The following is a 26,427-nucleotide window of genomic DNA, read 5'->3' as shown; positions in this document are numbered from 1 at the left end:
CGCTCCTAGCCTGAGGAACGGGCCCGCACTCGAGGAGGAATGCAGTGAACGCCAGGGCGAAGAACGCCGACGGTGGCAGGACGCCGATGTCGAACAAGAAGTTCCTGTGGATCTGGGTACCCGTGCTCGCGACGGTGACGGTGCTCGTCGTGGTCGCGAACGTCGCGCTCAACGTCGCGGGAGGCTGGGTCGCGTCCCAGCTCGGGTCCGGCACCTACACGTTCACCAACTCCGAGGAGTCCTCGGGCTGGGACACCGCGTACTACACGGCGGAGCACGACAGCCAGGAGTCGGTCGACGAGGCCGCCAAGGCGCTCGTCGAGGAGATCGCGGCCGGAGGCATCGTCCTCGCGAAGAACGAGGCCGGCGCGCTGCCCCTCGCCGCGGACGCCCGCGTGACCATGCTCGGTCGTGCGTCCGCCGACCCGGTGTTCGGCGGCTCGGGCTCCGGCTCGGTCGACACGAACTCCGCGGTGACCGTCCGCGGCGGCCTCGAGAACGCGGGCCTCACGGTCAACGGTGACGTCTACGCCACGATCGAGGCGTTCGCGGCCGAGAACCCGCGGGGCCACATCGAGATGGACAACCCCGACGCGTCGAGCTACACGATCGGCGAGCTGCCCGTCGGCGACTACGAGTCGCAGTCCGGGACGTTCGCCGAGTTCGGCGACGCCGCGATCGTCACGATCGGCCGCCCCGGCGGCGAGGGCGGCGACCTCACGCGCGACATGACGGGCTGGGACGACGACGCCGAGCCCGGCCAGCACCAGCTCGAGCTCAACAAGGACGAGAAGGACCTGATCGCGCTCGCGAAGGCGAGCTTCGACACGGTCGTCGTGGTCGTCAACGCGTCCACGACCCTCGAGCTCGGCGACCTGGAGGCCGACCCCGAGGTCGACGCGATCCTGCTCGCCGGCTCGCCCGGCGCGACGGGCTTCAACGCCCTGGGCACGATCCTCACGGGCGAGGTCAACCCGTCCGGCCGCACGACCGACGTCTGGGCCGCGGACTTCACCGCCGACCCGACGTTCGCGAACTTCGGCAGCTTCTTCTACTCGAACATCGAGGCCTCCTACCCGGTCTCGGCGGTCGAGAAGGCGACGTCCAACGCGACCGTCACCAGCAACGCCCCGTTCGTCGACTACACCGAGGGCATCTACGTCGGGTACCGGTACTACGAGACCGCCGCGGCCGAGGGCTTCGTCGACTACGACGACGCCGTCGTGTACCCGTTCGGGTACGGCCTGAGCTACACCGACTTCACCTGGGCGGTCACGGGCACGGAGGCGGGCGACGTCGACGGGACCGTCGCGGTCACGGTCGAGGTCACCAACACCGGCGCCGTCGCGGGCCGCGACGTCGTCGAGCTCTACTACACCGCTCCCTACACCCCCGGCGGCATCGAGAAGTCCGAGGTCGTCCTGGGCGACTTCGCCAAGACCGGCGTGATCGAGCCCGGCGCGAGCGAGACCGTGACGCTGGAGCTCGCGGTCGAGGACATGGCGTCCTACGACCACCTGGGCGAGAAGGCGTACGTCCTCGAGGCGGGCGACTACACGATCAGCCTGCGCACCGACTCCCACACCGTCGCGGCGGGCACGGAGCCGATCACCTACCCGGTCGCGTCCGACGTCGTGTACTCGGGCGAGAACCACCGCGCGACGGACCTCGCCGAGGTGACCAACCGGTTCGACGACGTCTCGGCGCGCTTCAGCGCCGACGGCGGCGCCGGCACCGTCGTCCCGATGTCCCGCGCCGACTTCGCGGGCACGTTCCCGCAGGCCCCGACGGCCGAGCAGTCCGTCGCCGACGAGGCCACCCAGGAGGGCTTCGCCGCCTGGGACCACGACGCCGAGGCCGCCGCGTTCGACGGCGAGATGCCGACGACGGGCGAGCGCTCCGACCTGACGCTCGTCGACCTGCGCGGCCTGCCCAAGGACGACCCGCAGTGGGACGAGCTGCTCGACTCCCTGACGGTCGGCGACATGACGGACATGCTCCTCAACGGCGCCTACCAGACGGCCGCGATCGCCTCGATCGCCAAGCCGCAGACGGTCGAGCCGGACGGCCCGGCGGGCTTCTCGTCCTTCATCAACTCGTCGATCAACGGTGTCGCCTACCCGTCCGAGGTCCTCATCGCGCAGACGTGGGACGTCGACCTCGGCACCGCGATGGGCACGATGATCGGCGAGGAGGCGCTCCAGAAGGGCCTCAACGGCTGGTACGCGCCAGCGGTGAACCTGCACCGCTCGCCGTTCGGCGGCCGCAACTTCGAGTACTACTCGGAGGACCCGCTCCTCTCGGGCCAGATGGCCGCCGCCGTGTCGAACGGCGCCGCGAGCAAGGGCGTCTACACGATGCTCAAGCACTTCGCGCTCAACGAGCAGGAGACGAACCGCGTCGACAACGGCCCCGCGACCTGGGCGACGGAGCAGACGATCCGCGAGATCTACCTCAAGCCGTTCGAGCTCGCGATCAAGGACGTCTCCCTGGACGTCCGGTACATCGCGGACGACGAGGGCACGATCGAGGAGACGACGGTCGGGGCGCTCGGCATCATGAGCTCGTTCAACCGGATCGGCGCGACGTGGACGGGCGGCTCGAAGCCGCTCATGACGGACGTCCTGCGGGGCGAGTGGGGCTTCGAGGGCTTCGCGATCACGGACTTCAACCTGTACCCGTACATGAACCCCAACGAGGGCATCGACGGGGGCACGGACCTGACGCTCACCTTCCAGCCGTCGAAGTCGTTCGGTGACACGACGTCCGCGAAGGCGGTCACAGACATCCGGAACGCGACCCACAACATCCTGTTCACGGTGGCCAACTCGAACGCCATGAACGGGCTCGCCCCGGGAGCGACCGTCACCTACACGCCGCCCACGTGGGTGTACGTCCAGATCGGCGTGTCGGTCCTCCTCGGGCTGCTGGTCCTGGTCGGCACCTTCCTCGTGGTCCGGCGGGTCCGCCGGCACCGGGGAGCGACCGACGCGTCCCCCGCGCCCACCTCCGAGCCGGCGGTCCCCGCCGCCCGGTAGCCGGTGGCCACCGGGTCCCCGGGCGGGCGACCGCCTGGGGACCCGGCACCCGGCGCCGTCGGGCCGGTGGCGCCCACCACCGCCGGCCCGACGCCGGGACCCCGGACCGCCGTCCGGCACCGGGTCCCCGGAACCGCACGACCCGAGCAGCGCCGTCGTCGGCACGCCGCCGACGGCCGGACCCGGCATGCCCGGAGACCGCTCGGGCACCCACCACGCACCACCCACGACCACGCAAGGAGAACATCGTGCAGCTCCACGGCGAGACCACCGCCGCGGCCGGCGAGACGGCCTCGGCCCCGGGCACGACGACCGCGCCGACCGGCGTCGTCCCGACCGCGAGCCTGACCCTCCTGGAGAAGGCCGCGCTCCTGACGGGGAAGACCGTGTGGGAGACGCACGACGTCCCGCGGCTCGGCATCCGCTCGCTCTGGCTGGCCGACGGCCCCCACGGCGTGCGCAAGCAGCTCGGCGCCGCCGACCACCTCGGCATCGCGGCCTCGCAGGAGGCCACGTGCTTCCCGACGGCCGCCGCCGTGGCGAACACGTGGGACGTCGACCTGGCCGAGCGCGTGGGCGCCGCGCTCGGCGCCGAGGCCGCGGCGCAGGACGTGGACGTGCTGCTCGGCCCGGGCCTGAACATCAAGCGCTCGCCGCTCGGCGGGCGCAACTTCGAGTACTTCTCCGAGGACCCGCTGCTCGCGGGCCGGATGGCCGCGGGGTACGTGCGCGGGATCCAGTCCCGCGGCGTCGCGGCGTGCCCCAAGCACTTCGCGGTGAACTCCCAGGAGCTGCGCCGCATGGTCTCGGACTCCGTGGTCGACGAGCGGACGCTCCGGGAGGTCTACCTCACGGCGTTCGGGATCGTCGTCGCGGAGGCCCGGCCCCGGACGGTGATGTCCTCCTACAACCTCGTCAACGGCGTCTACGCCCACGAGGACCCGTTCCTCCTCACGCAGGTGCTGCGCCGGGAGTGGGGCTTCGACGGCGCGGTCGTCTCCGACTGGGGCGGGTCGAACGACGTCGTCGCCGCCGCCGCGGCGGGCGGGACGCTCGAGATGCCCGCGGCCGGGCTCGGCTCGGCGCGCCAGCTCGTGGACGCGGTGCGGTCCGGACGCCTCGACGAGGCCGACCTCGACGCGCGCGCCGCCGAGGTCCTGCGCCTCGTCGCCGACGCCCGCGAGCCGGGCACCGCCCCGGCGGTCGACGTCGACGCGCACCACGCGCTCGCCCGCGAGGTCGCGGCCCGCTCGGCGGTGCTGCTCAAGAACGACGACGCGATCCTGCCGCTCGCCGCCGGGACGCGCGTGGCGGTCGTCGGCGACTTCGCGCGCACCCCGCGCTACCAGGGCTCCGGCTCGTCCGCGGTGAACCCGACCCGCCTCGACAGCGTGCTCGACGTGATCGGGGACTCGGGCCTCGACCTGACGTCGTTCGCGCCGGGATTCCACCGCGACGGCACCCCCGACGCCGCGCTGCGCGAGGAGGCCGTCGAGGCCGCCCGCGGCGCCGACGTCGTGCTGCTCTTCCTCGGCCTGGACGAGATCGCCGAGTCCGAGGGGCTCGACCGCTCGACGCTCGCGCTGCACGCGGCGCAGGTCGAGGTGCTCGAGGCCGTCGCCGCGGCGAACCCCGCCACCGTCGTGGTGCTCGCGGGCGGCGGCGCGATCTCCACCCCGTGGCTCGGCTCGGCCCGCGCTCTCGTGCACGGCTACCTCTCCGGGCAGGCCGGGGCCGGCGGGATCCTCGACGTGCTCACGGGCGTCGTGAACCCTTCGGGCCGGCTCGCGGAGACGCTGCCCGTGCGGCTCGCGGACACCCCGACCGCCGGGTCGTTCCCTGCAACCGGGCGCACCGCCGTCTACCGCGAGGGCCTGTACGTCGGCTACCGCTACTACACGAGCGCCGACGTCCCCGTGGCGTTCCCGTTCGGGTTCGGCCTGTCGTACACGACGTTCGCGCGCTCCGGCCTCGTGGTCGACGCCGGCCCGACGACGGGCTCGGCGACGGCCTCGACGACGGACCCCGCGACGGTCACGGCGACCGTGACCGTGACGAACACCGGGCCGGTCGCCGGGGCCGACGTCGTGCAGGTCTACGCGAGCCGCGAGACGCCGGGGGTCCACCGCCCGGTCCGCACGCTCGCCGGGTTCGTGCGCGTCGAGCTCGAGCCGGGCGAGTCGCGCACGGTGACCGTCCCGCTGAGCGACGCGGCGTTCCGGCACTGGGACGTGGCGACCGGTGCGTGGCAGGTCGAGCAGGGCGCGTGGTCGGTGCTGGTCGGCTCCCACGTGGACGACCTGCCGCTCGGCGCGACGGTCGAGCTCGCCGGCACCGTGCCGCCCCGCACCGAGGACGACCTGCCGGAGCCGTACCGCACCGGCCGCGTCCACGACGTGTCGGACGCCCAGTTCGCGGCGCTCCTGGGCCGTCCCGTCCCGGCGGCGGCGTGGTCGGGTCCGCTCGGCGTGAACGACCCGCTGTCGCGCCTGACGGACGCGCGCTCGCCGCTGGCCCGCCTCGCGTTCCGGATCCTGTCCTGGCGGCGCGACGCCGCGGACCGCAAGGGGACGCCGGACCTCAACATCCTGTTCCTGCTCAACATGCCGTTCCGGGCCATCGGGAAGATGACCGGCGGCCTGGTCGACGCCGCGATGGTCGACGGCATCGTCCACATCGTCAACGGCCACTTCTTCCGCGGCACCGGCGCCGTCCTGCGCGGGTTCGTCCGCAACCGCCGTGCCGACCGTCGTACCGCCCGCACCCTCCGCGGCGACGCCTGACCTGCTCGAAGGGAAGACCCATGTTCACCCGCCTCCGCGACGCCTGGCGCCGGTTCTCCGAGAAGCGCCCCGGGACCGCCCAGTTCGTCGTGTTCTTCGTGCTGAGCAACGGCATCACCGTGCTCCAGCTCGCGCTCATGCCCCTCATCAAGTGGGTCTTCGGCATGACCGCCCTGGTGGACGTGGCGTTCCAGGTGTGGCCGATCGGGACGAACCCGGACGGGTCGGCGTACTACGTGTTCGACTACGCCGCCGGCCCGCTCCCGGGCGGCGGCGGAGGGCTGGCATACTTCCTCGCCGTGCAGATCACCTTGCTGGTGGCGCAGGTGATCAACTTCTTCGCTCAGCGCAACATCACGTTCAAGTCCAACTCGTCGGTCGCGAAGGCCGCGCTCTGGTACACCATCGCGTACGTCGTCATCTCGATCGCGGCGGCTGCCGCGCAGGGCCTGTACAAGACCCCGATCTACGAGCTGTTCATCGACACGTGGGGCCTGGGCGCCGCGGGCGAGACCCTCGCGGACTTCACGACGATGATCATCAACGCGGCGATCTCGTTCTGGGTGTTCTTCCCGATCTTCAAGGTCATCTTCAAGCAGGTGCCCGAGGCGCCCGCCGCCCCGGAGGCGGAGCACGCCGGAGAGGTGCGTGCGTCGTGACCCCGCTCCTGACCGTCGTCGTGCCGGCGTACAACGCGGAGCCGTACCTGGCGCGCGCCCTCGACTCGCTCGTCGGGTTCGGGCCCGAGGTGGAGGTGCTCGTCGTCGACGACGGCTCGACCGACGGCACGGCGGCGCTCGCACAGGGCTACGCCGACCGGCACCCGGGCGAGCTGCACGTGCTCCGCAAGGCCAACGGCGGGCACGGCTCGGCGATCAACACCGGGCTCGACCACGCGCGCGGGGAGTACCTCAAGGTCGTGGACGCGGACGACTGGGTGGACCGCGCCGCGCTCGCACAGGTGCTCACGACGCTGCGCGGGTTCGTGCGCCGGTTCGTGGACCCCGGGACCCCCGGCGCGGCACCGGTCGACCTGCTGGTGAGCAACTTCGTCTACGAGAAGGTCGGCAAGCGCGTCAAGACGACGGTCCGGTACCGCGGCGCGCTGCCGCGCGGGCGCGTGCTCACGTGGTCGCAGACCCGGCGCTTCGCCAAGCGGCAGTACATGATGATGCACGCCCTCATGTACCGGACCCAGGTGCTGCGCGACGCGGGCCTGCGGCTGCCCGAGCACACGTTCTACGTCGACAACCTGTACGCGCTCGTCCCGCTCGCGCACGTCCGGACGCTGTACTACCTCGACGTCGACCTCTACCGGTACTTCATCGGCCGCGAGGACCAGTCGGTGCACGAGGCGGTCATGCTCAAGCGCCTCGACCAGCAGCTGCGCGTCAACTGGCTCATGCTCGAGCACGTCTCCCGGACCCCGGTGACCGACCGGCGCCTGCGCCGCTACCTCCTGCACTACGTGGAGATCATCTGCGCGGTGTCGTCGATCCTGCTCGTGCGCGCGGGGACGCCCGCGTGCCTCGTGGAGAAGGAGCGGCTCTGGTCGCGCCTGCGCGCCCAGGACCCCGAGCTCTACCACCAGGTGCGCTGGTCGGGCCTCGGGCAGATCTCCAACCTCCCCGGCCCGGCGGGCCGGCGCGTGACGGTCCTGGCCTACCGGGTCGCGCAGCGCGCCATCGGCTTCAGCTGACCGGGCGGGCCGACACCGGGGCAGGCGTCGGTGCCGCCGCCCGCCTCACCGGGCGGCGCGGCGCTGCTGCTCGATGAGGGGCCGCAGGCGGTAGGGGATGAGCTCGCCCATCGAGAGCGAGGTCTCCGTGCGCTCGACGCCGTCGATCGCGAGGATCGCGGCGTCGATGCGGAACAGGTGGTCGGTGTCGCGGCACGCGACGGTGACGCGCAGGTCGGCCGTCCCGCTGCGCCCGAACGCCTGCACGACCTCGGGGATGCGCGCGACGTCGTCGACGATCCGGGCGAGCTCCTTCTGCCGCACCTGGACCTCGACGAACGCCGTGAGCGGGTGACCCAGGACGTGCGGGTCGATGCGCCGGTCGAGGTCGAGGAACGCGCCCTCGGCCTCGAGCCGGGCGAGCCGCGCCGCCACGGTGTTGCGCGAGAGCCGGAGGCGGTCGGCGAGCGCGACGATCGTCGCCCGCGGGTCGTCGGCGAGGGCGAGCAGGAGGTCGAGGTCGACAGCGTCGGCGCTGTGCATGGTGCTCACCCTAGCCGAGTGACGGCGGTCACACTGCACAGCGTGTCGGACGTCGGTGGAGCCATGTGCGCGGCAGGGGTTACGTTCGCCCTACCTCGGTCCTCGACGGTGAGGACCGGCTCCCCGAGGTGAGGTGGCGACGATGCCCAGCGAACCTGCGGTGCGGACCGGGCCGAAGGCGGCGACCCCGCCGAAGGCGCAGAACGGTCACCGGGCGGCAACCCCGCGCGACGCACGAGCAGACCGGAAGAACGTGGCGCACGACGTGCGCGAGGACGGGCGTGCCGACGCGCGTACCGACGTGCCGCGGCAGGACCCGGGGGACGGCGCGTCGACGCCGACCCTGCGCGTGCTGACCGAGGACGGCACGCGGCTCCCGGACCCCGACCTCGACCGGTGGCTCGCGGACCTCGACCCCGCGGCACTCGACGACGACGCGCGCGAGACCGCCCGGACGACGCTCCTGCGGCTCTTCGAGGACATGGTCGTGGCGCGGCGCATCGACGCCGAGGCGACGGCCCTCCAGCGGCAGGGCGAGCTCGCGCTGTGGCCCCCGCTGCTCGGGCAGGAGGCAGCTCAGGTCGGCTCGGCGCGCGCGCTGCGCGACGACGACTTCGTCTTCTCCTCCTACCGCGAGCACGCGGTCGCGCGCGTGCGCGGCGCCGAGCTCGTCGACCTCGTGCGCGTGTGGCGCGGCGTCGCGGTCTCCGGGTGGGACCCGTACGCGATCGGGATGGCGTCGCCGCAGGTCATCATCGGTGCGCAGACGCTCCACGCGACGGGCTGGGCGATGGGCGTGCAGAACGACGTCGACGCCGGTCGGGTCGACGCGTCCGCCGGGCTCCCCGTGGGGGTCGCGTACTTCGGAGACGGCGCGATGAGCCAGGGCGACGTCAACGAGGCGTTCGTCTTCGCGTCCACGTACCGCTCGCCGGTCGTCTTCTTCTGCCAGAACAACCAGTGGGCGATCTCCGAGCCGGTCGCGCTCCAGTCGCGCGTCCCGCTCGCCGAGCGCGCCCGCGGGTTCGGCCTGCCCGGCGTGCGCGTGGACGGCAACGACGTGCTCGCCGTGCTCGCCGTGACGCGCGCGGCGCTCGACCGGGCACGGCACGACGGCGGCCCGACGCTGATCGAGGCCGTCACCTACCGCATGGGCCCGCACACCACGGCCGACGACCCCAAGCGCTACCGCGACGCGGGCGAGGTCGAGGAGTGGGCCGGGCGCGACCCGCTCGCGCGGTTCGAGGCGTACCTGCGCTCCGTCGGCGTGCTCGACGACGCGGAGGCGGCCCGGGTGCAGGGCGTCGCCGACGCCGCGGCGGCCGAGCTGCGGGCCGGGTGCGTCGCGCTCACCGACCCGCCGCCCCTGTCGCTCTTCGACCACGTGTACGCCGAGCCGCACCACGCGCTGGAGCGCGAGCGTGCCGAGTACGCGCACTACCTCGGGTCGTTCGGAGACGGCGAGGGCGGGGACGACGGCGCGGGTGGGCCGGGCGCCGCGGGCGACCGGGCGGCGTCGGGCACCGGGGCGACCGTGACGGGGGTGGCGCGATGAGCACCCTCACCGTGGCGAAGGCGCTCGGCGCGGGGCTGCGCCGTGCGATGACGGACGACGACCGCGTGGTCGTCATGGGCGAGGACGTCGGCAGGCTCGGCGGCGTCTACCGCGTGACGGACGGGCTCCAGGCGGAGTTCGGCCCGCGCCGCGTGCTCGACACGCCGCTCGCGGAGTCCGGGATCATCGGCACGGCGGTCGGGCTCGCGTACCGCGGCTACCGGCCGGTGTGCGAGATCCAGTTCGACGGCTTCGTGTTCGTCGCGTTCGACCAGATCCTCTCCCAGCTCGCGAAGATGCACGCGCGCACCGGCGGGAAGGTGCGCCTGCCGATCACGATCCGCATCCCCGTCGGCGGCGGCATCGGCGCGGCCGAGCACCACTCCGAGTCGCCCGAGGCGCTGTTCGCGCACGTCGCGGGCCTGCGCGTCGTGTCGGTCGCGAACCCTCAGGACGCGTACACGGTGCTCCGCCAGGCGGTCGCGTGCGACGACCCGGTGATCTTCTTCGAGCCCAAGCGGCGCTACCACCTCAAGGGCGAGGTCGACCCCGACCCGGTGGACCCGCTGCCCATGGACCGGGCGCGCGTCGTGCGCGAGGGCCACGACGTCACGCTCGTCACGTGGGGCGGGCTCGTCGGGACCGCGCTCGACGCCGCCGTCGCGGCGTCCGACGACGGCGTGTCCGTCGAGGTGATCGACCTGCGCTCGCTCTCGCCCATCGACCACGACACCGTCGCGGCGTCGGTGCGCAAGACGGGGCGCGTCGTCGTGACGCACGAGGCGCCGCGGCAGGCCGGGCTCGGCGCCGAGATCGCCGCGACCGTGACCGACCGCTGCTTCGAGTACCTCGAGGCCGCGCCCGTGCGCGTCACCGGCCACGGCATGCCCTACCCGCCCGCGAAGCTCGAGGGCCACTACCTGCCCGACCTCGACCGCATCCTCGACGGCGTCGACCGCGTGCTGGGGCGGGTCGAGCCGTTCGTGCCGCGCGCGGTGCCCGACGCCGGTTCGTCCGGCGGGGTCGGCAGCCACGCCGGGTCGGTCCGCACCGCCGAGGCGGTGGCCCGATGATGACGATGCGCGAGTTCCGCCTCCCCGACCTCGGGGAGGGCCTCACCGAGTCCGACATCGTGAGCTGGCACGTCCACGCGGGCGACCACGTGGAGCTCAACCAGGTCATCGCCGAGGTCGAGACGGCCAAGGCCCTCGTCGACCTCCCGTCCCCGTACGCCGGCGTCGTCGCGTCGCTGCACGCCGAGGAGGGCCAGACCGTCACCGTCGGCGAGCCCTTGGTGACCTTCGAGGTCGACGACGGCACCCCCGCCCCGCACGGCGCCGAACCCGGGGATGTCGCCGGGCTCGGCGCCGCTGCCGACGACAACCCCGGGTTCGGCGCGCCTTCGGCCGGGGACGCGACGTCCGAGGACGCGCCGCAGCCCGCCGGTCCGCCGGAGGCTGACGACGGGCCGGAGCCCAACCTCGTCGGGTACGGGGCGCGGCCGGAGACCACCGGCCGACCGGCGCGACGCCGTCGCGCCCGCCCTGCCGACGGTCCGCCGACCCCCGCAGCGCACCTCGCCGCGCCCGTCGTCGAACCCGGGGTTGCGGTCACTCGCCTCGTCGAGCCCGGCGACATCCCCGGGTTCGGCGGCACGACGGCGCCCGGGGCGTCCGGCGGGACTCCCGGTCGGGTGGGCGAGCGGCCGCGGTCGACGCCGCCGGTGCGGGCGCTCGCGAAGAAGCTCGGCGTGCGCATCGACCGCGTGGAGGGCACCGGCCCGGACGGCCTCATCACGCGCGACGACGTCCTCGCGGCGGTGAGCTGCCACCGCGACGTCGTGCGGGCGCCGCGCGACGCGCACGGGGCGGTACCCGCGCCGACGGCGACTCCCCCCGGCCCGACGGCGGCCGCGGACGAGTCGGGAGACGTGGCCCCGCGAGACCTCGTCCGAGGGGCCACGTCTCCCGTCTCGGCAGCCTCGGGCGCCGACGCGCGGGCCGGGCTCGAGCCCGAGGTCGTGCCGGTGCGGGGTGTCCGCAAGCACACCGCGGCGGCGATGGTGGCGAGCGCGTTCACCGCGCCGCACGCGACGGTGTTCCTCACGGTCGACGTGACGCGCAGCGTCGAGCTCCTGGAGCGGTTGCGGACGCACCGCCTCGCGCGCGGCGCGCGGATCACGGTCCTGGCGCTCGCGGCCCGGGCGCTGTGCCTCGCGCTGCCGCGCCACCCCGCGCTCAACAGCGCGTGGCACGACCTCCCGGACGGCACCGCGGAGATCGTGCGGCACCGCCGCGTGCACCTGGGGATCGCGGTCGCGACGGACCGGGGGCTGGTCGTGCCGCACGTGCCCGACGCGCAGGACCTCGACCTGCCCGACCTCGCCGCCGCGCTCACCGACCTCACGGTCACGGCGCGGGACGGCCGCACGACGCCCGAGCGCCTCAGCGGCGGGACGGTCTCGATCACCAACGTCGGGGTCTTCGGCGTCGACGCGGGCACGCCGATCCTCGTCCCGGGCGAGGCGGCGATCCTCGGCCTGGGCGCGGTGCGTCGTCGGCCCTGGGAGCACGACGGCGAGGCCGCGCTGCGCGACGTCGTCACCCTGAGCCTGTCGTTCGACCACCGCGTGGTCGACGGCGAGCAGGGCGCGCGCTTCCTCGCCGACCTCGGCGCGCTGCTCGAGGACCCGGCACTCGCGCTCCTGGCTGGTGGCTCGTCGCCTGTCGGCGGTACCGCGCCCGGCCGAGCCCTGGATGCCTCCCCAGGATCGGCCTCGGGTGGGGAGCGATCCCGGGTTCGGCAAGGAGGGGTGACCGGATGACGGTCCTGACGAGCGCCGTCGACCCTGGGTCCGAGACGGCCCGGGCGAACGACGCCGCGCAGCGGGCGCTCGCCGACGAGCTGCGCGAGCGCACGGAGAGCGTCGCGCGCGGGGGTCCGGCGTCGTCGCGCGACCGGCACGTCGCGCGCGGCAAGCTGCTCCCGCGCGACCGCGTCGACCGGCTGCTCGACGAGGGCAGCCCGTTCCTGGAGATCGCGCCGCTCGCCGGGTACGGCGTGGACGACGGCGCGTGGCCGGCCGCCGGGGTCGTCGCCGGGATCGGGGTGGTGAGCGGGCGGCAGGTCATGGTCGTGTGCAACGACGCGACCGTGAAGGGCGGGACGTACCACCCGCTCACGGTGAAGAAGCACCTGCGGGCGCAGGAGATCGCGCTCGAGAACCGCCTGCCGTGCGTCTACCTCGTGGACTCGGGCGGTGCGTTCCTGCCCCGGCAGGCCGAGGTGTTCCCGGACCGCGACCACTTCGGCCGCATCTTCTACCACCAGGCGCGCCTCTCGGCCGCGGGCATCCCGCAGATCTCCGCGGTCCTCGGGTCGTGCACCGCGGGCGGCGCGTACGTGCCCGCGATGAGCGACGAGACCGTCATCGTGCGCGGGCAGGGCACGATCTTCCTCGGCGGGCCGCCGCTCGTGAAGGCGGCGATCGGCGAGGTCGTCACGGCCGAGGAGCTCGGCGGCGGCGAGCTGCACGCGCGGCGGAGCGGCGTCGTCGACCACCTCGCCGACGACGACGAGGACGCGCTCGACACCGTGCGCCGCATCGTCGCGACGCTCCCGCCCGACCCGGCTCCCGCGTGGGACGTCGCGGCGAGCCTGCCGCCCGCCGTCGGGCACGACGACGCCCGAGCGCACGGGCAGGGAGCGGCGAGCGGAAGCTTGTACAGCGCCGTCCCGACCGATGTACAAGCGCCGTACGACCCGCGCGAGATCATCGCGCGGCTCGTCGACGGCAGCCGGTTCGACGAGTTCAAGCGCGAGTACGGCGACACGCTCGTCACCGGTTTCGCACGGATCCACGGCCACCCGGTGGGGATCCTCGCGAACCAGGGCGTGCTCTTCGGGGCGTCGGCGCTCAAGGGGGCGCACTTCATCGAGCTGTGCGACCAGCGTGGCGTCCCGCTGCTGTTCCTGCAGAACATCTCCGGGTTCATGGTCGGCACCGACGCCGAGGCCGGCGGGATCGCGAAGGACGGCGCCAAGATGGTCACGGCGGTCGCGACGACGCGCGTCCCGAAGCTCACCGTGATCGTCGGCGGGTCGTTCGGGGCGGGGAACTACTCGATGTGCGGGCGTGCGTACTCGCCGCGCTTCCTGTGGTCGTGGCCCGCGAGCCGCATCTCCGTGATGGGCGGACCGCAGGCCGCGTCCGTGCTGTCGACCGTCACGCGCGACCAGCTCGCCGCGCGCGGCGAGACGTGGGACCCCGACGAGGAGGCCGCGTTCTCCGCCGGGATCCGCGCCGACTACGACGAGCACGGCAGCCCCTACTACGCGACCGCGCGCCTGTGGGACGACGGCGTGATCGACCCCGCCGACACGCGCCGCGTGCTCGGCCTCGCCCTCGGCGTGTGCGCGCGCAGGCCCCTCGCCGAGACCTGGACCGGCGACCGGTTCGGCCTCTTCCGGATGTGAGCCGATGACCTCCGACACCCCCCACGAGGCGACCGCCCGGCCGGCGGACCGGCCCTCCACCCTGCCGGCCGACCTCGCGACCGGTGGCCCCGGGTTCCGCACGGTCCTCGTCGCCAACCGGGGCGAGATCGCGTGCCGCGTGATCGGCACGCTGCGACGCCTCGGCGTGCGGTCCGTCGCCGTCTTCTCCGACGCCGACGCCGGTGCGCGCCATGTGCGCGAGGCCGACGTCGCCGTCCGGCTCGGTCCCGCGCCCGCGACGCAGAGCTACCTGGACGTCGACGCCGTCGTCGCGGCGGCGGTCGCGACCGGCGCCGAGGCGGTCCACCCGGGCTACGGCTTCCTGTCCGAGAACCCGCAGCTCGCCCGCGCGTGCGAGCGCGCCGGGATCGCGTTCGTCGGCCCGGGGGTGGAGGCCCTCGAGGCGATGGCCGACAAGCTCGCGGCCAAGCGCATCGTCGGCGCGCGGGGCGTCCCGGTCGTGCCGGGGGCGGGCGAGCCCGGGATGTCGGACGGCGACCTGCTCGCCGCCGCAGGCACCGTCGGGTTCCCGCTGCTCGTCAAGCCGTCCGCCGGGGGCGGGGGCAAGGGGATGGTCGTCGTGCGCACGGAAGCCGACCTGCCGGGCGCGCTCGCGTCCGCGCGTCGCGTCGCGGCGTCGTCGTTCGGCGACGACACGCTCCTGCTCGAGCGGCTCGTCGAGGCGCCGCGCCACATCGAGGTGCAGGTGCTGGCCGACACGCACGGGACCGTGGTCCACCTCGGCGAGCGCGAGTGCTCGCTCCAGCGCCGGCACCAGAAGGTCGTCGAGGAGGCGCCGTCGCCGCTCCTCACCGCGGCGCAGCGCGCCCGCATGGGCGAGGCCGCGTGCGAGGTCGCGCGGTCCGTCGGGTACGTGGGCGCGGGGACGGTCGAGTTCCTCGTCCCCGCCGGGAGCCCCGACGAGTTCTTCTTCATCGAGATGAACACGCGGCTCCAGGTCGAGCACCCCGTCACCGAGATGGTCACCGGCCTCGACCTCGTCGAGCTCCAGCTCCGCGTCGCGGCGGGCGCGCCGCTCGGGATCGCCCAGGACGACGTCGTGCTCCGCGGCCACGCCGTCGAGGCGCGCCTCTACGCCGAGTCGCCCGAGCGCGGGTTCCTCCCGGCCACCGGGTCGGTCCTGGTGTACGACGACGGCGGCGTCCCCTCCGGGCCCGGCGCCTCGCCGCTGCGCCTCGACTCCGGGATCTCCGCCGGTGCCGTGGTGGGTGGGCACTACGACCCCATGCTCGCGAAGGCCGTCGCGTGGGGCGAGACGCGCGACGAGGCGGTCGACCGTCTCGACGGGCTGCTCGCGCGGACGGTCGTGCTGGGGGTCGAGACGAACACGGCGTTCCTGCGGTCTCTGCTCGCGGACGGGGACGTGCGGGCGGGCCGTCTCGACACGGGGCTGATCGACCGGCTCGTCTCGTCGGGGTCGGGGTCTTCGGCCGAGTCCGGCGAGGGGCCGGCCGACGGCGTCGCGTGGGTCGATCTCGTGGCCGCGGCGTTGTTCGTCGCGACCTCGGGTGGTGCCGAACCTGGGGTTGTCGACAGGTTCGCCGCGGGCTCGCGCGACAACCCCGGGTTCGGCGGGGCGGGGGAGGCTGGTGGCGACGATCCGTGGCGGGTGCGTGATGGGTGGCGGCTCAACGCTCCCCCTGCCGCGCGACGGGTCGTGCTGGTCGATGTCGCTGGGGACGCGCACGAGGTGCGGGTCTCCGGGGTGGCGCGCGACGCCGTCGTGCACCTCCCCGCGCGGCACGACGACGGGTGGCAGCCCGCGGGCGCGCCGCCGCGCGCGGTGCGGGCGTCGATCGAGCGCGACACCGGGGCCGACGGCGCGTGGTGGCTCACCGTGGACGGCGTCCGGGAGCGCGTGCGGCTCGTGCTCGACGCACCGCCCGCCGACGGCGACCCCGCGGCGGTGTGGCTGTGGCGTGGCGGGCGCACCGTCGCCCTGGCGGCCCCGGACCGCGAGCGGCGCGCCGCGCGGGCGCGCGACGAGCGCCGTCGGGCCCGGGGCGACGCGCCCGGTGCGACGGACCCCGAGGTGCGCGCGGCCATGCCCGGCACGGTCGTGACGGCCGTCGCGGACGGCGAGGCCGTCGCCGCCGGGGCCGTCCTCGTCACGGTCGAGGCCATGAAGATGGAGCACCCGCTCCTCGCCCCGCACGACGGCGTCGCGACGGTGCGTGTGCGCCCCGGCGACCTCGTGCGCCGGGACCAGGTGGTCGCCGTCGTCCACCCCCACGACTCCGGCGCGGCAGACCCCGCCGCCCCGGTCCCGCAACCCGACACCCAGGGAGCATCATGATCGAGGCCGACGTCCTGCTCGACGACGAGCAGCGGAAGCTCAGCCAGGTGGTGCGCGACTTCGCGGACAGCGTCGTCGCGCCCGCCGCCTACCGGTACGACACCGAGCGCCGCCTGCCGATGGAGATCATCGCGCAGATGGGGGAGCTGGGGCTGTTCGGCCTGCCGTTCCCGCGCGAGATCGGCGGCCAGGGCAAGGACTACGTGTCCCTGTGCCTCGCCGTCGAGGCGCTCGCGCGCGTCGACCAGTCCATCGCGGTGACGCTCGAGGCCGGGGTCGGGCTGGGGATCGTGCCGATCTTCCGGCACGGGTCGCGCGAGCAGCAGGAGCGCTGGCTCCCCGACCTGCTCGCCGGGCGGGCGCTCGCGGCGTTCGGGCTCACGGAGGCCGACGCCGGCTCCGACGCGGGCGGCACGCGCACCACCGCGCGGCTCGACGGCGACGAGTGGGTGATCGACGGCTCCAAGCAGTTCATCACCAACTCGGGGACCCCGATCACGAGCCTCGTGACGATCACCGCCGTCACGGGCGAGCACGTCAGCCAGGACGGGGAGGTGCGCAAGGAGCTGTCGAGCATCATCGTCCCCGCGGGGACGCCCGGGCTCGAGGTCGGTGCGTCGTACGACAAGGTCGGCTGGCACACGTCCGACACGCACCCCCTCACGCTCACCGACGTCAGGGTCCCGGAGGGCAACCTGCTCGGCGAGCGCGGCCGGGGCTACGCGAACTTCCTGCGCGCGCTCGACGAGGGCCGCATCGCGTTCGCCGCGCTCGCGACCGGCGCCGCGCAGGGCTGCCTCGAGGAGGCGCTGCGGTACGCGAAGGAGCGGGTCGTGTTCGGGCGGTCGATCGGGGAGAACCAGCACGTCGCGTTCACGCTCGCGCGCATGCAGGCCCGCGTCCACACGGCCCGCCTCGCGTGGCTCGACGCCGCGCACAAGCTCGTCGCGGGCAAGCCGTTCAAGGCGGAGGCGTCGGTCGCGAAGCTCGTGGGCGGCGAGGCCGCGATGGCGAACGCGCGCGACGCGTCGCAGATCTTCGGCGGCTACGGGTTCCTCAACGAGAACGCCGTGGCGCGCCACTACCGCGACGCGAAGGTGCTCGAGGTCGGCGAGGGCACCACCGAGGTGCAGCTCATGATCATCGCGAGGAGCCTGGGGCTGGACGGCTAGGGAGGGGCGGCATGCGCGAGGTGGTCCAGCGGGGCCTGTACTACGACGAGCTCGAGACCGGGGTGGTGTACCGCCACCGGCCCGGCCGTACGCTCACGGAGGCGGACGACGTCGTCTTCTCCACGCTCACCATGAACCACCAGGCGCTGCACCTCGACGCCGCGTGGGCCGCGACGCAGCCGTTCGGGCAGCGGCTCGTGAACTCGATGATGACGCTGTCCACGCTCGTCGGGCTGTCGGTCGGGCAGGTCACGCAGGGCACGATCGTCGCGAACCTCGGCTTCCGCGAGGTCGAGTTCCCGAAGCCGCTGTTCCACGGCGACACGCTCTACGCGGAGACGGAGGTCGTCGAGAAGCGACTGTCGGCGTCCCGCCCGGGGCAGGGCGTCGTGACGCTCGAGCACCGCGGCCTCAACCAGGACGGAGTCCTCGTCGCGCGCGCCGTCCGCACCGCGCTCTTCTGGACCCGCGCCGCCCACGAGGCCGCGTCCGCGGCAGTGCCCGACGACGCCCGGTCCCCTGGGCAGTCCGCCGAAACCGGGTCTGTGGTCACCCAGGCCGCCGAGCCCGGCGACATCCCCGGGCTCGGCACCGGGCGTGACGACAGACCCGGGCTCGGCGAGCACGCGGCGGGGGCGCACGAGCCCGTCCTCGAGCGCGGCGACGAGGAGAGCGCGTGGTGAGCGACGGGTTCGGGCTCGGGCCGGCGCTGCTGTTCTGCCCCGGCGACCGGCCGGACCGGTTCGGCAAGGCCGCCGACCGCGCCGACGCCGTCGTCCTCGACCTCGAGGACGCGGTCGCCGCAGCCTCGAAGGACGCGGCCCGACGCGCCGTCGTCGAGGCGTCCGCGACGCTCGACCCGGCGCGGACGGTCGTGCGGGTCAACGCCGTCGGGACGCCCGAGCACGCGCTCGACGTGGCGGCGCTCGCGGACACGCGGCTGCGGACGGTCATGGTCCCCAAGGCCGGGCCGGAGCTGCTCGGCTCCCTGGGGGCGCTGGCGACGACCCTGCCGGGCGTGCGCGTCCTCGCGCTCTGCGAGACGGCGGCGGGGGTGCTCGCGGCGCCGGAGCTCGCCCGGCGGCCCGAGGTCGTCGCGCTGATGTGGGGCGCGGAGGACCTCGTCGCGTCGCTCGGCGGCACGTCGAGCCGGCGCCCGGACGGGTCGTACCGGGACGTCGCGCGCCACGCGCGGTCCGCGGTGCTGCTCGCGGCCGGAGCGGCGGGCAAGGCCGCGGTCGACGCGGTGCACGTGGACGTCGGCGACCTCGACGGGCTGCGGACCGAGGCCGAGGACGCCGCGGCGTCGGGGTTCGCCGCGACCGCGTGCATCCACCCGAGCCACGTCCCCGTGATCCGCGCCGCGTACGCCCCGACGCCGGAGCAGGTGACGGCCGCGCGCGCCCTGCTCGACGCGGCGGCCGCCAACCCCGGCGGCCCCGACGCGGTCTTCACGCACGACGGCCGGATGGTCGACGGCCCTGTGCTGCGGCACGCCGAGGCGGTCCTGCGCCGGGCGGGCACCTGACCGGTCGCACGATGGGGACCGGTCCCCATGCCAGGTCGGTGCGGCGCGCCGGGGGTGCCGCATAGCCTCTCCCCGTGACCGACGCGAACGCCCAGGACCCGCAGCACCAGCACTGGACCGAGGGCTTCCCGCACCTCGCTGACCGGGCCGCGACCCTGCTCGGCGTCGACGTCGCGACGGTCGCGCGCCACAACAAGGTCGTCCCGGGCGGCTTCCACGTGTGGACCCCGGGCCGCGGCGGCGCGCAGGCGATCGTCGGGTTCGACGGGTCGGCGTACGTGCGCGAGTCGTGCTTCACGCAGGCTCAGCTGGTCCAGGCGTTCCACGCCGGTCACCGCAACGACGCGAACGCCGCGACCCTCCCGGTCAACCACGCCGCGTCCGCGGTGGCCTCGATGGTCGGGATCCTGCGCGGCGGCCCGGCCCAGCCCGCGACGCCTACCGGCCCGAGCGAGGCGGAGCTCGCCGAGCTCGTCGGCAGCGGCTTCGAGCCGACGACGCCGGACGAGATCGCCGAGCGGCTGCGCGCCCGCGGCAAGGGCGCGTTCGTCGTCGTCGGCGTCGACCGCGCGCACGGCCCGGGCCACTGGTACGTCGCCTTCTTCGACGGCGAGGACGTGGTCGCGCTCGACCCGATCGCCAACGGGCGCACGGCGTGGCCGCCGCCCGCCGCGGACGCGGTGCGCTGGTGGGCGGACGGCACGCCGACGACGCCGCCCGCGCGCGTCGTGCTCGACGTCCGGTCGGTCACGGGTCGCCGCGTGTGGACGGAGACGACGCCGTTCCTCGCCCCGACCGCGCAGTCGTTCCTCGACTGGGTCGCGACCCTCCCCGCGGAGAAGGTCGTCCAGGGCTACCAGGTCTGGCACGGCTTCTGGTGGGTCGTGCTGGCGGAGTCGGGCGACGACCTGCGCGTCGCGGTCACGGACCTCACGAAGGACGGGATCTCGACGCTCACGTGGGACGTGGACCCGATGCTCGACACGTACCGGCAGCAGCGCGAGATGGTCGCGTTCTGCAAGGTCGGCTCGAAGAGCACGCGCTTCACGGAGACCGTGCTCGTCTACAACGACGTGTACGACGCCCCGGAGATGTACGTCGAGCGCACCCGGCCGGCGGGTGACGGCGCATCGGGGTGGGTCGTGAAGTCGATCGCCGCGCAGCCCCGCGGCGGGCTCCTCCCCGTGCCGGCGCACGAGCTGTACCGCCGGGCGCCGCACCTCGTGCGGTACCTCTCGCTCCCCGAGGGCTTCCGGGCGGTGTGGGCGAAGAACCGGACGAACCAGATCTGGAACCCGGACGGCGAGCTCGTCTGGGACGCCGACGCGCGGGACGCGGCGAAGACGGCCGCTGCGGCGCAGCAGGAGACGCCGACGGGCGCACCCGCTCCGGCGGCGGACACGGGGACCGGCGACGTCCCGGCAGCCGAGACCCCGGCTGCCACCTCCTCGGCGAGCGACGCCCCGGCGAGCGCGCCCGCGGCCGCGGAGTCGGGCACGACCCGCCCGCGAGGGAGCGTCGCGTACGGGGCCGCGCGCGACGCGCTCGACGACCGTGCCGTGAGCCGCGAGCGGGTCCTGGCCGCCGCGCACGGGCTGCGCGACGCGTTCGTCCGCAACGAGCACGTGATCGGCCTGCTGCCGGGCGACGCGGAGCAGGTGCTCGTCGACACGTACCGCCGGGCCGACGCGGGCGGGGCGGACGCGGTGTCGCGCGAGGCGGCGACGTCCTGGGTGCGCGAGGCGTACTTCCGCCGCCTGCCGCTCGCCGCGGAGGCCGCCGAGCGGGTCGGCCGGCTCGCCGAGGACGACCCCGACGGCGGCGCGCACGTGCTGCGCGGGTGGATGCGGTACAACGGCTACGGGTTCGCGCAGGACGCCGCGGCCGCCGTCGCCGACCACGAGGAGGCGGCGCGGCGGGGGAACGCCGACGCGCTCTTCGAGCTGTCCGTCCTCACCGCGACCGGCCAGGGCACACCGGTGGACGAGGCGCGCTCGCGCGCGTTCCTCGAGCAGGCCGCAGAGGCAGGCCACCCCCGCGCGCTCTACAACCTGGCGGCGGAGCACGCGACGGGCCGCGGTCGTCCGCGGGACTCCGCGCGGGCCCTGGAGCTCTACCTCGCCGCGGGGGACCAGGGCAACGGCCGTGCGGCGTTCACGGCCGGCGTCATGATGCTCACGGGGGATGGTTCCCTGCCCGACCCGGCTCGCGCCGGCCGGGCGTTCTCGCTCGCCGAGGACCTCGGCTTCGACGTGCGCGACGCTGCCGCCCAGTTCCCCCCGCGGCTCGCCGAGGAGGTCCTCGGAGCGCTCGACGCGGGCTGACCGGACAAAAGACGCGTCCGGCCCGTTCCACTTGCGGGCCTGGGCATCGTATGGTCACTCGCGTGAACGTCTACGTCGCCCTGTCCCGCAGCCGTACGGTCCTCTCCCGGACCATCGCGCTGGCGACGCGCGACGAGTTCACGCACTCCTCCCTCGCGCTCGACCCGGGGCTCGACCTCATGTTCAGCTTCGGGCGCCGCCGCGCCGGGAACCCGTTCGTCGGGTGCTTCCGGCGCGAGCGGTTCGACGACGGTCTGTACCGCGGCATGGACGTCGTGCCCGGGGTCGTGCTCGAGGTCCCCGTGACGCCCGAGCAGCACGAGGCGATCCGCGTGCGGATCACCGAGTTCCTGCTGGACTCGCACGCGTTCTCCTACAACGTGCGCGGTCTCGTCGGGGCCCGCTTCGGCCGGGGCCACGAGGCGGAGGACCGGTTCTTCTGCTCGGAGTTCGTCTACCACGTGCTGCACGGCGCCGGGGTCTGCGACCTCGGCGTCGAGCGCTGGCAGGTGCGCCCGCAGACGCTGCTCGACCTCCCGGGCCGAGTCGTCTTCCGGGGCGACCTCAAGGACTACGTCGCGAGGCACGGTGCGCTCGAGACGCTGCCGTCGCTCACGTTCGGCCACGCACGCGAGCGCGTGCTCGGCTGAGCCCTGACGCTCCGGGCTCTCCGGCGCGGTCGGTCCCGGCCGCGAGGTGGGCGTTGACCCGCTCCAGGAGCCTGAAGAGCTCCGTGCGCTCGTCGGGGGAGAGCGGCGCCATGACCTGGTCGTTGACGTCGCCGAGGATCGCGTCGAGCTCGTCGAGGCGTCGCTCGCCCGCGGCGGTGATCGACACGACGTTGCGGCGCTTGTCGGCGGCGTCCGGTGCGCGGCGGACCCAGCCCCCGTCGGTGAGCTCGTTGAGCACCGAGACCAGGTCGCTGCGGTAGACGCGCGTGCGGTCCGACAGGGCCGACTGGCTGGCGGGGCCGAGCTCCGCGAGCGCGGCGAGCACGACGAAGTGGTCCTTGTGCGCGCCGACGGCCCGCAGGGCGTCGCCGGCGACACGGCGGGTCTGGGCCGCGGTCATGCCCACGAGCCGGGAGAGCTGTCCCCTGAGCCGCGCCGGTGTCTCGTCGCCGCGGTCGAAGCGGAGGTCGTCCTCGGTGTCCACGGCCCGATCCTACCCCTTGTGTTAGTCGAACTAACGATCTAGATTTCGTGAGACGAGCAAACGTTAGTTGCTCTCATGATATGAGGAGGAGACATGACCACGACCGAGCGCACGACCACGACAGAGACGCTCGTCCGGGAGCTCGCCGACCGTGCCGAGCTGGCCGACCTCGTCGCCCGCCACAGCCTGTGGATCGATGAGCGCCGGTACGACGACACCGACCGGCTCTTCACCGACGACGTCGTCGTCAGCTCGCTGCGCGGCGAGGCGCGGGGCCTCGACGCGCTCGTCGCGCTCGTACGACGCGGCCACGACGGCTACGCCCGCACCCTGCACCACAAGGGGAACCTCGTCGTCGAGGTCGACGGCGACTCCGCGACGGTGCGCGCGCACGACCTCGCCGTGTTCGTGGTCGACGACACGACCGAGTCGATCGCCGCCGCGGTCCACCGCTACGGGGCGCGACGCACCGAGGTCGGCTGGCGGATCGACCGCCTCGAGATCACGCCCGTCGCGCTGACGGGTGCGCTCGAGCGCGTGCTGTAGCGGCCGGAGCCGTAGGTCCCGAGCGCGGCGCGGCGGGTCGGGGAGGTCGACGCGTCACCCGACGCGCAGCGCCGCCACGATGTCCTCGACCCGCTGCTTCGCGTCGCCGAACAGCATGCCCGTGTTCTCGCGGAAGAACAGCGGGTTCTGCACGCCCGCGTAGCCGGCCGCCATCGAGCGCTTGAAGACGATGACCTGCCCGGCCTCCCACACGTGCAGCACGGGCATGCCCGCGATGGGGGAGCCGGGGTCGTCGAGCGCAGCGGGGTTGACGGTGTCGTTCGCGCCGATGACGAGCACGACGTCGGTCTGCGCCAGGTCGTCGTTGATCTCGTCCATCTCCAGCACGATGTCGTACGGGACGCGCGCCTCGGCGAGCAGGACGTTCATGTGCCCGGGCAGGCGGCCCGCGACCGGGTGCACCCCGAAGCGGACCTCCGCGCCGCCGTCGCGCAGGAGCTCGACGAGCTCGGCGACGGGGTACTGCGCCTTGGCGACCGCCATGCCGTAGCCCGGCGTGATGACGACGCTCCGGGCGTCGCGCAGGAGGGCCGCGACCTCGTCGGCGCGCACCTCGCGGTGCTCGCCCTGCGGGCCCTCGCCGCCCCCGGCGGGCGCCGCGCCCTCCTCGGCACCGAACCCGCCGAGGATGACGGACACGAACGACCGGTTCATGGCCTTGCACATGATGTAGCTGAGGATCGCACCCGAGGACCCGACGAGCGCGCCCGTGACGATCAGCAGGTCGTTGCCGAGCATGAAGCCCGCCGCGGCGGCTGCCCAGCCGGAGTACGAGTTGAGCATGGACACGACGACGGGCATGTCGCCGCCGCCGATCGACGCGACGAGGTGCCAGCCCAGCGCGAGCGACACGACCGTGAGCAGGAGCAGGGGCCAGATCGACGGCGCGACGACGAACCACACGACGAGCCCGACGCTCACGACGAGCGCCGCGAGGTTGAGCAGGTTGCGGCCGGGGAGCTGGAGCGGCGCCGAGCGCGTGCGCCCGGACAGCTTGAGGAACGCGACGACCGACCCCGTGAAGGTCACCGCGCCCACGAGCACTCCGAGCGAGACCTCGACGAGGTGCGCGACGTCGTCGGCCCCGGCGGCGTGGGCCGTGAGGTACGAGTTGAAGCCGACGAGCACGGCCGCGGCCCCGACGAAGCTGTGCAGGATCGCGATGAGCTCCGGCATCTGCGTCATCTCGACGCGGCGCGCGCGCCAGGTCCCGACCGCCGCGCCCACGAGCAGCACGAGCGCGATGAGCAGCGCGGTGACGAGCACGGGGCGTGCGCTCGTGCCGAGCGCGAGGACGATCGTCGCGGCGAGCGCGAGGACCATGCCGACCATGCCGAGCAGGTTGCCGCGGCGTGCGGACTCCTGCTTCGACAGGCCCGCGAGGCTGAGCACGAACAGGACGGCGGCGAGGACGTAGACCGCCTGGGCGACGGACGTCGCGGTCATCGGGCCACCCCCTGCGCACGCGCCGGGGCGTCCTTGCGGAACATGCGGATCATGCGGTTCGCCACGAGGAAGCCACCGAAGATGTTGATGCTCGCGACGGTCGCGGCGAGCAGCGCGAGGGTCGTGACGACCCAGTCGTCCGAGCCGATCTGCAGGAGCGCGCCGACGAGGATGATGCCGGAGATCGCGTTGGTCTGGGCCATGAGCGGCGTGTGCAGCGAGTGGGTGACGTTCGAGATCACGTAGTAGCCGACGATCACCGCGAGCGTGAACACCGTGACGTGGCCGACGAGCGACGGCGGCGCGAACGACAGCGCGAGCGTCACGAGCACCGCGGCGAGCGCGGCGCCCACGGTCCGACGACGCCGGCGCAGGCTCGCGGCCGAGGCCGCCTCCGCGGCGGCCCGTTCGCGCTCCGCGGCCTCCCGGGCCGGGTCGGGTGGTGGTGGCGGCACGGTCGACCCGGGGGCGGGCGCGGCGCTCACCGCGACGGGCGGCGGCGGCCACAGCACCTCGCCGTCGCGCGCGACGGTCATGCCGCGCTGCACGGGGTCGTCGAGGTCGAGCGCGAGCGTGCCGTCCTTGCCCGGCGTGAGCAGCTCGAGCAGGTGCACGACGTTCGTCCCGAGGAGCTGCGACGTGTGCTGGGGAAGGCGCCCGGCGAGGTCGGTCCAGCCGACGACCACGACGCCGTTCTCCGTCACGACGCGCTCGCCGGGCACCGTGAGCGCGCAGTTCCCGCCGCCCGAGGCCGCGAGGTCGACGACGACGCTCCCCGGTCGCATCCCCGCAACGGCCTCGGCCGTGAGCGTCCGCGGCGCCCGGCCGCGGACGAGCGCCGTCGTGACGACGACGTCGGCCTCGGCCGCCTCGCGCGCGTACACGGCGAGGGCCGCCGCCTCCTGCTCGGGCGTGAGCGGCTTCGCGTAGCCGTCTGCGGACATGCCCTGCTGCGCCGCGGGCTCGCGGACGGCCGTGCCGCCCATGGACTCGATCTGCTCGGCCGCCTCGGACCGAACGTCGAACGCGCGGACCTGCGCTCCCAGGCTCGCCGCCGCGCCGACCGCGGCGAGCCCCGCGACGCCGCCGCCGATGACGAAGACCTTCGCGGGCGGCGTCTTGCCCGCGGCCGTGACCTGCCCGGCGAACATCCCGCCGTACTCGCCTGCGGCCTCCACGACGGCGCGGTACCCCGCGACGTTCGACAGCGTGCTCAGCACGTCGAGCGCCTGCGCGCGCGAGATGCGCGGCACGGCGTCGAGCGCGAGCGCGGTGACGCCGTGGGCCGCGAGGCGCTGCACGAGGTCCGGGTCGTTCGCGGGACCGAGCATCGCGACGAGGGTGGCGCCCGGGCGCAGGAGCGCGACCTGGGCGTCGGTGGGCCCGTTCACGGCCGTGACGACGTCGGCGCCCCACGCGGTCGCGGCATCCACGACCGCGGCGCCTGCCGCCCCGTACGCGGCGTCGGAGAACGTCGCGCCCGCACCGGCGTCGTGCTCGACGACCACCTCGTACCCGAGCGCCCGCAGGCGCTCGACCGTGCGCGGGGTCGCGGCGACCAGCCGCTCCCCGTCCCTCACCTCGCGGGGGACACCGATCCTCACGTGCGGGCTCCTCACCTCGTCGAGCATCGTGGGCGCCCGCGCGACCGGAGACGGCGGGTGCGCGGCGAGCCTATCGGGGGTCGCCCTCGTCGTCCCGGGCCGAACGTCCCCGAGGGGACGAGCCTCGACCCGGTGGGCGCTCGTCGCCCCGCGAGGACCAGCGGGGAGTTCTCACCATCGCGCGAGGTGGCGCCCCGGGCGCCGGGTCCGCGAGGATCGG

The 26,427-nt window shown here is 74.3% G+C and carries 19 protein-coding genes; 15 read left to right on the top strand and 4 right to left on the bottom strand.

All coding sequences use genetic code 11. The features are described from left to right. Positions 1-44: 44 nt before the first annotated feature. The 4 genes from ACFVN3_RS06395 to ACFVN3_RS06380 all read left to right on the top strand — a co-directional run bounded on the left by ACFVN3_RS06395 (position 45) and on the right by ACFVN3_RS06380 (position 7,520). Positions 45-3,038: a glycoside hydrolase family 3 C-terminal domain-containing protein gene (locus ACFVN3_RS06395; protein ID WP_378231774.1), complete on the top strand. Its 2,994-nt coding sequence runs from the start codon at positions 45-47 to the stop codon at positions 3,036-3,038. Positions 3,039-3,286: 248 nt separating this feature from the next. Then, the gene (locus ACFVN3_RS06390) at positions 3,287-5,821 is read left to right on the top strand and encodes a glycoside hydrolase family 3 C-terminal domain-containing protein (RefSeq protein ID WP_378231772.1); all 2,535 of its coding nucleotides are present in this window, start codon (positions 3,287-3,289) and stop codon (positions 5,819-5,821) included. 20 nt (positions 5,822-5,841) lie between these two features. Further along, entirely contained in the window at positions 5,842-6,480 is a 639-nt protein-coding gene (locus ACFVN3_RS06385; protein WP_378231770.1) for a hypothetical protein, read from the top strand. Next, positions 6,477-7,520, top strand: a complete 1,044-nt coding sequence (locus ACFVN3_RS06380) for a glycosyltransferase family 2 protein (RefSeq protein WP_378231768.1) — start codon at positions 6,477-6,479, stop codon at positions 7,518-7,520. The genes ACFVN3_RS06385 and ACFVN3_RS06380 overlap by 4 nt, the downstream gene beginning before the upstream one ends. Before the next feature lie 45 nt (positions 7,521-7,565). On the opposite strand, the gene ACFVN3_RS06375 is transcribed toward ACFVN3_RS06380, so the two are convergent. Beyond that, positions 7,566-8,042 (bottom strand): Lrp/AsnC family transcriptional regulator, encoded by a 477-nt coding sequence (locus tag ACFVN3_RS06375; protein ID WP_047231804.1) that lies wholly within the window; start codon positions 8,040-8,042, stop codon positions 7,566-7,568. Between the two features lie 142 nt (positions 8,043-8,184). Between ACFVN3_RS06375 and ACFVN3_RS06370 the strand changes: the two genes are divergently transcribed. The 10 genes from ACFVN3_RS06370 to ACFVN3_RS06325 all read left to right on the top strand — a co-directional run bounded on the left by ACFVN3_RS06370 (position 8,185) and on the right by ACFVN3_RS06325 (position 22,085). Then, entirely contained in the window at positions 8,185-9,597 is a 1,413-nt protein-coding gene (locus ACFVN3_RS06370) for a thiamine pyrophosphate-dependent dehydrogenase E1 component subunit alpha (protein ID WP_378231765.1), read from the top strand. Beyond that, positions 9,594-10,670: an alpha-ketoacid dehydrogenase subunit beta gene (locus ACFVN3_RS06365; RefSeq protein WP_378231763.1), complete on the top strand. Its 1,077-nt coding sequence runs from the start codon at positions 9,594-9,596 to the stop codon at positions 10,668-10,670. Before ACFVN3_RS06370 ends, ACFVN3_RS06365 begins: the two co-directional genes overlap by 4 nt. Further along, entirely contained in the window at positions 10,667-12,421 is a 1,755-nt protein-coding gene (locus ACFVN3_RS06360; protein ID WP_378231760.1) for a dihydrolipoamide acetyltransferase family protein, read from the top strand. The genes ACFVN3_RS06365 and ACFVN3_RS06360 overlap by 4 nt, the downstream gene beginning before the upstream one ends. Further along, the gene (locus tag ACFVN3_RS06355; RefSeq protein ID WP_378231757.1) at positions 12,418-14,073 is read left to right on the top strand and encodes a carboxyl transferase domain-containing protein; all 1,656 of its coding nucleotides are present in this window, start codon (positions 12,418-12,420) and stop codon (positions 14,071-14,073) included. The genes ACFVN3_RS06360 and ACFVN3_RS06355 overlap by 4 nt, the downstream gene beginning before the upstream one ends. 4 nt (positions 14,074-14,077) lie before the next feature. Further along, positions 14,078-16,411: an acetyl/propionyl/methylcrotonyl-CoA carboxylase subunit alpha gene (locus ACFVN3_RS06350; protein ID WP_378231755.1), complete on the top strand. Its 2,334-nt coding sequence runs from the start codon at positions 14,078-14,080 to the stop codon at positions 16,409-16,411. Then, on the top strand, positions 16,408-17,583 hold the full coding sequence (locus tag ACFVN3_RS06345) for an acyl-CoA dehydrogenase family protein (RefSeq protein WP_378231753.1): 1,176 nt from the start codon (positions 16,408-16,410) through the stop codon (positions 17,581-17,583). The genes ACFVN3_RS06350 and ACFVN3_RS06345 overlap by 4 nt, the downstream gene beginning before the upstream one ends. 11 nt (positions 17,584-17,594) lie before the next feature. Next, positions 17,595-18,266, top strand: coding sequence for a MaoC family dehydratase (locus ACFVN3_RS06340; protein ID WP_378231750.1), 672 nt, complete (start codon positions 17,595-17,597; stop codon positions 18,264-18,266). Beyond that, positions 18,263-19,111, top strand: a complete 849-nt coding sequence (locus ACFVN3_RS06335; RefSeq protein ID WP_378231748.1) for an HpcH/HpaI aldolase/citrate lyase family protein — start codon at positions 18,263-18,265, stop codon at positions 19,109-19,111. Before ACFVN3_RS06340 ends, ACFVN3_RS06335 begins: the two co-directional genes overlap by 4 nt. 74 nt (positions 19,112-19,185) lie before the next feature. Continuing rightward, positions 19,186-21,435, top strand: a complete 2,250-nt coding sequence (locus ACFVN3_RS06330) for a tetratricopeptide repeat protein (protein WP_378231746.1) — start codon at positions 19,186-19,188, stop codon at positions 21,433-21,435. 62 nt (positions 21,436-21,497) lie between these two features. Beyond that, complete coding sequence (locus ACFVN3_RS06325) at positions 21,498-22,085, top strand: hypothetical protein (protein WP_378231745.1); 588 nt, start codon at positions 21,498-21,500, stop codon at positions 22,083-22,085. Here the strand turns inward: ACFVN3_RS06325 and ACFVN3_RS06320 are convergent. After that, a complete protein-coding gene (locus ACFVN3_RS06320) occupies positions 22,048-22,590 on the bottom strand; it encodes a MarR family winged helix-turn-helix transcriptional regulator (RefSeq protein ID WP_378231743.1) in 543 nt (180 codons plus the stop codon). The two genes, ACFVN3_RS06325 and ACFVN3_RS06320, sit on opposite strands and share 38 nt — an antisense overlap. A gap of 93 nt (positions 22,591-22,683) precedes the next feature. Between ACFVN3_RS06320 and ACFVN3_RS06315 the strand changes: the two genes are divergently transcribed. Further along, positions 22,684-23,136, top strand: a complete 453-nt coding sequence (locus ACFVN3_RS06315) for a nuclear transport factor 2 family protein (RefSeq protein ID WP_378231741.1) — start codon at positions 22,684-22,686, stop codon at positions 23,134-23,136. A gap of 54 nt (positions 23,137-23,190) precedes the next feature. Here ACFVN3_RS06315 and pntB read toward each other — a convergent pair whose 3' ends face one another. Both pntB and ACFVN3_RS06305 read right to left on the bottom strand, forming a co-directional pair. After that, positions 23,191-24,603: a Re/Si-specific NAD(P)(+) transhydrogenase subunit beta gene (pntB, locus tag ACFVN3_RS06310; RefSeq protein ID WP_378231739.1), complete on the bottom strand. Its 1,413-nt coding sequence runs from the start codon at positions 24,601-24,603 to the stop codon at positions 23,191-23,193. Next, entirely contained in the window at positions 24,600-26,207 is a 1,608-nt protein-coding gene (locus tag ACFVN3_RS06305) for a Re/Si-specific NAD(P)(+) transhydrogenase subunit alpha (protein WP_378231737.1), read from the bottom strand. The genes pntB and ACFVN3_RS06305 overlap by 4 nt, the downstream gene beginning before the upstream one ends. Positions 26,208-26,427 lie beyond the last annotated feature (220 nt).

This window comes from Cellulosimicrobium sp. NPDC057862 (assembly GCF_042797035.1).
Taxonomy (GTDB): domain Bacteria; phylum Actinomycetota; class Actinomycetes; order Actinomycetales; family Cellulomonadaceae; genus Cellulosimicrobium.
The sequence above is the reverse complement of the archived record's forward strand: the minus strand, read 5'-3'. Positions and strand labels throughout refer to the sequence as shown.

Coding starts and splice junctions, on each gene's coding strand:
- ACFVN3_RS06370 (WP_378231765.1), top strand. CDS start 8,185: ATGCCCAGCGAACCTGCGGTGCGGACCGGGCCGAAGGCGGCGACCCCG.
- ACFVN3_RS06385 (WP_378231770.1), top strand. CDS start 5,842: ATGTTCACCCGCCTCCGCGACGCCTGGCGCCGGTTCTCCGAGAAGCGC.
- ACFVN3_RS06345 (WP_378231753.1), top strand. CDS start 16,408: ATGATCGAGGCCGACGTCCTGCTCGACGACGAGCAGCGGAAGCTCAGC.
- ACFVN3_RS06350 (WP_378231755.1), top strand. CDS start 14,078: ATGACCTCCGACACCCCCCACGAGGCGACCGCCCGGCCGGCGGACCGG.
- ACFVN3_RS06375 (WP_047231804.1), bottom strand. CDS start 8,042: ATGCACAGCGCCGACGCTGTCGACCTCGACCTCCTGCTCGCCCTCGCC.
- ACFVN3_RS06315 (WP_378231741.1), top strand. CDS start 22,684: ATGACCACGACCGAGCGCACGACCACGACAGAGACGCTCGTCCGGGAG.
- ACFVN3_RS06355 (WP_378231757.1), top strand. CDS start 12,418: ATGACGGTCCTGACGAGCGCCGTCGACCCTGGGTCCGAGACGGCCCGG.
- pntB (WP_378231739.1), bottom strand. CDS start 24,603: ATGACCGCGACGTCCGTCGCCCAGGCGGTCTACGTCCTCGCCGCCGTC.
- ACFVN3_RS06340 (WP_378231750.1), top strand. CDS start 17,595: ATGCGCGAGGTGGTCCAGCGGGGCCTGTACTACGACGAGCTCGAGACC.
- ACFVN3_RS06360 (WP_378231760.1), top strand. CDS start 10,667: ATGATGACGATGCGCGAGTTCCGCCTCCCCGACCTCGGGGAGGGCCTC.
- ACFVN3_RS06365 (WP_378231763.1), top strand. CDS start 9,594: ATGAGCACCCTCACCGTGGCGAAGGCGCTCGGCGCGGGGCTGCGCCGT.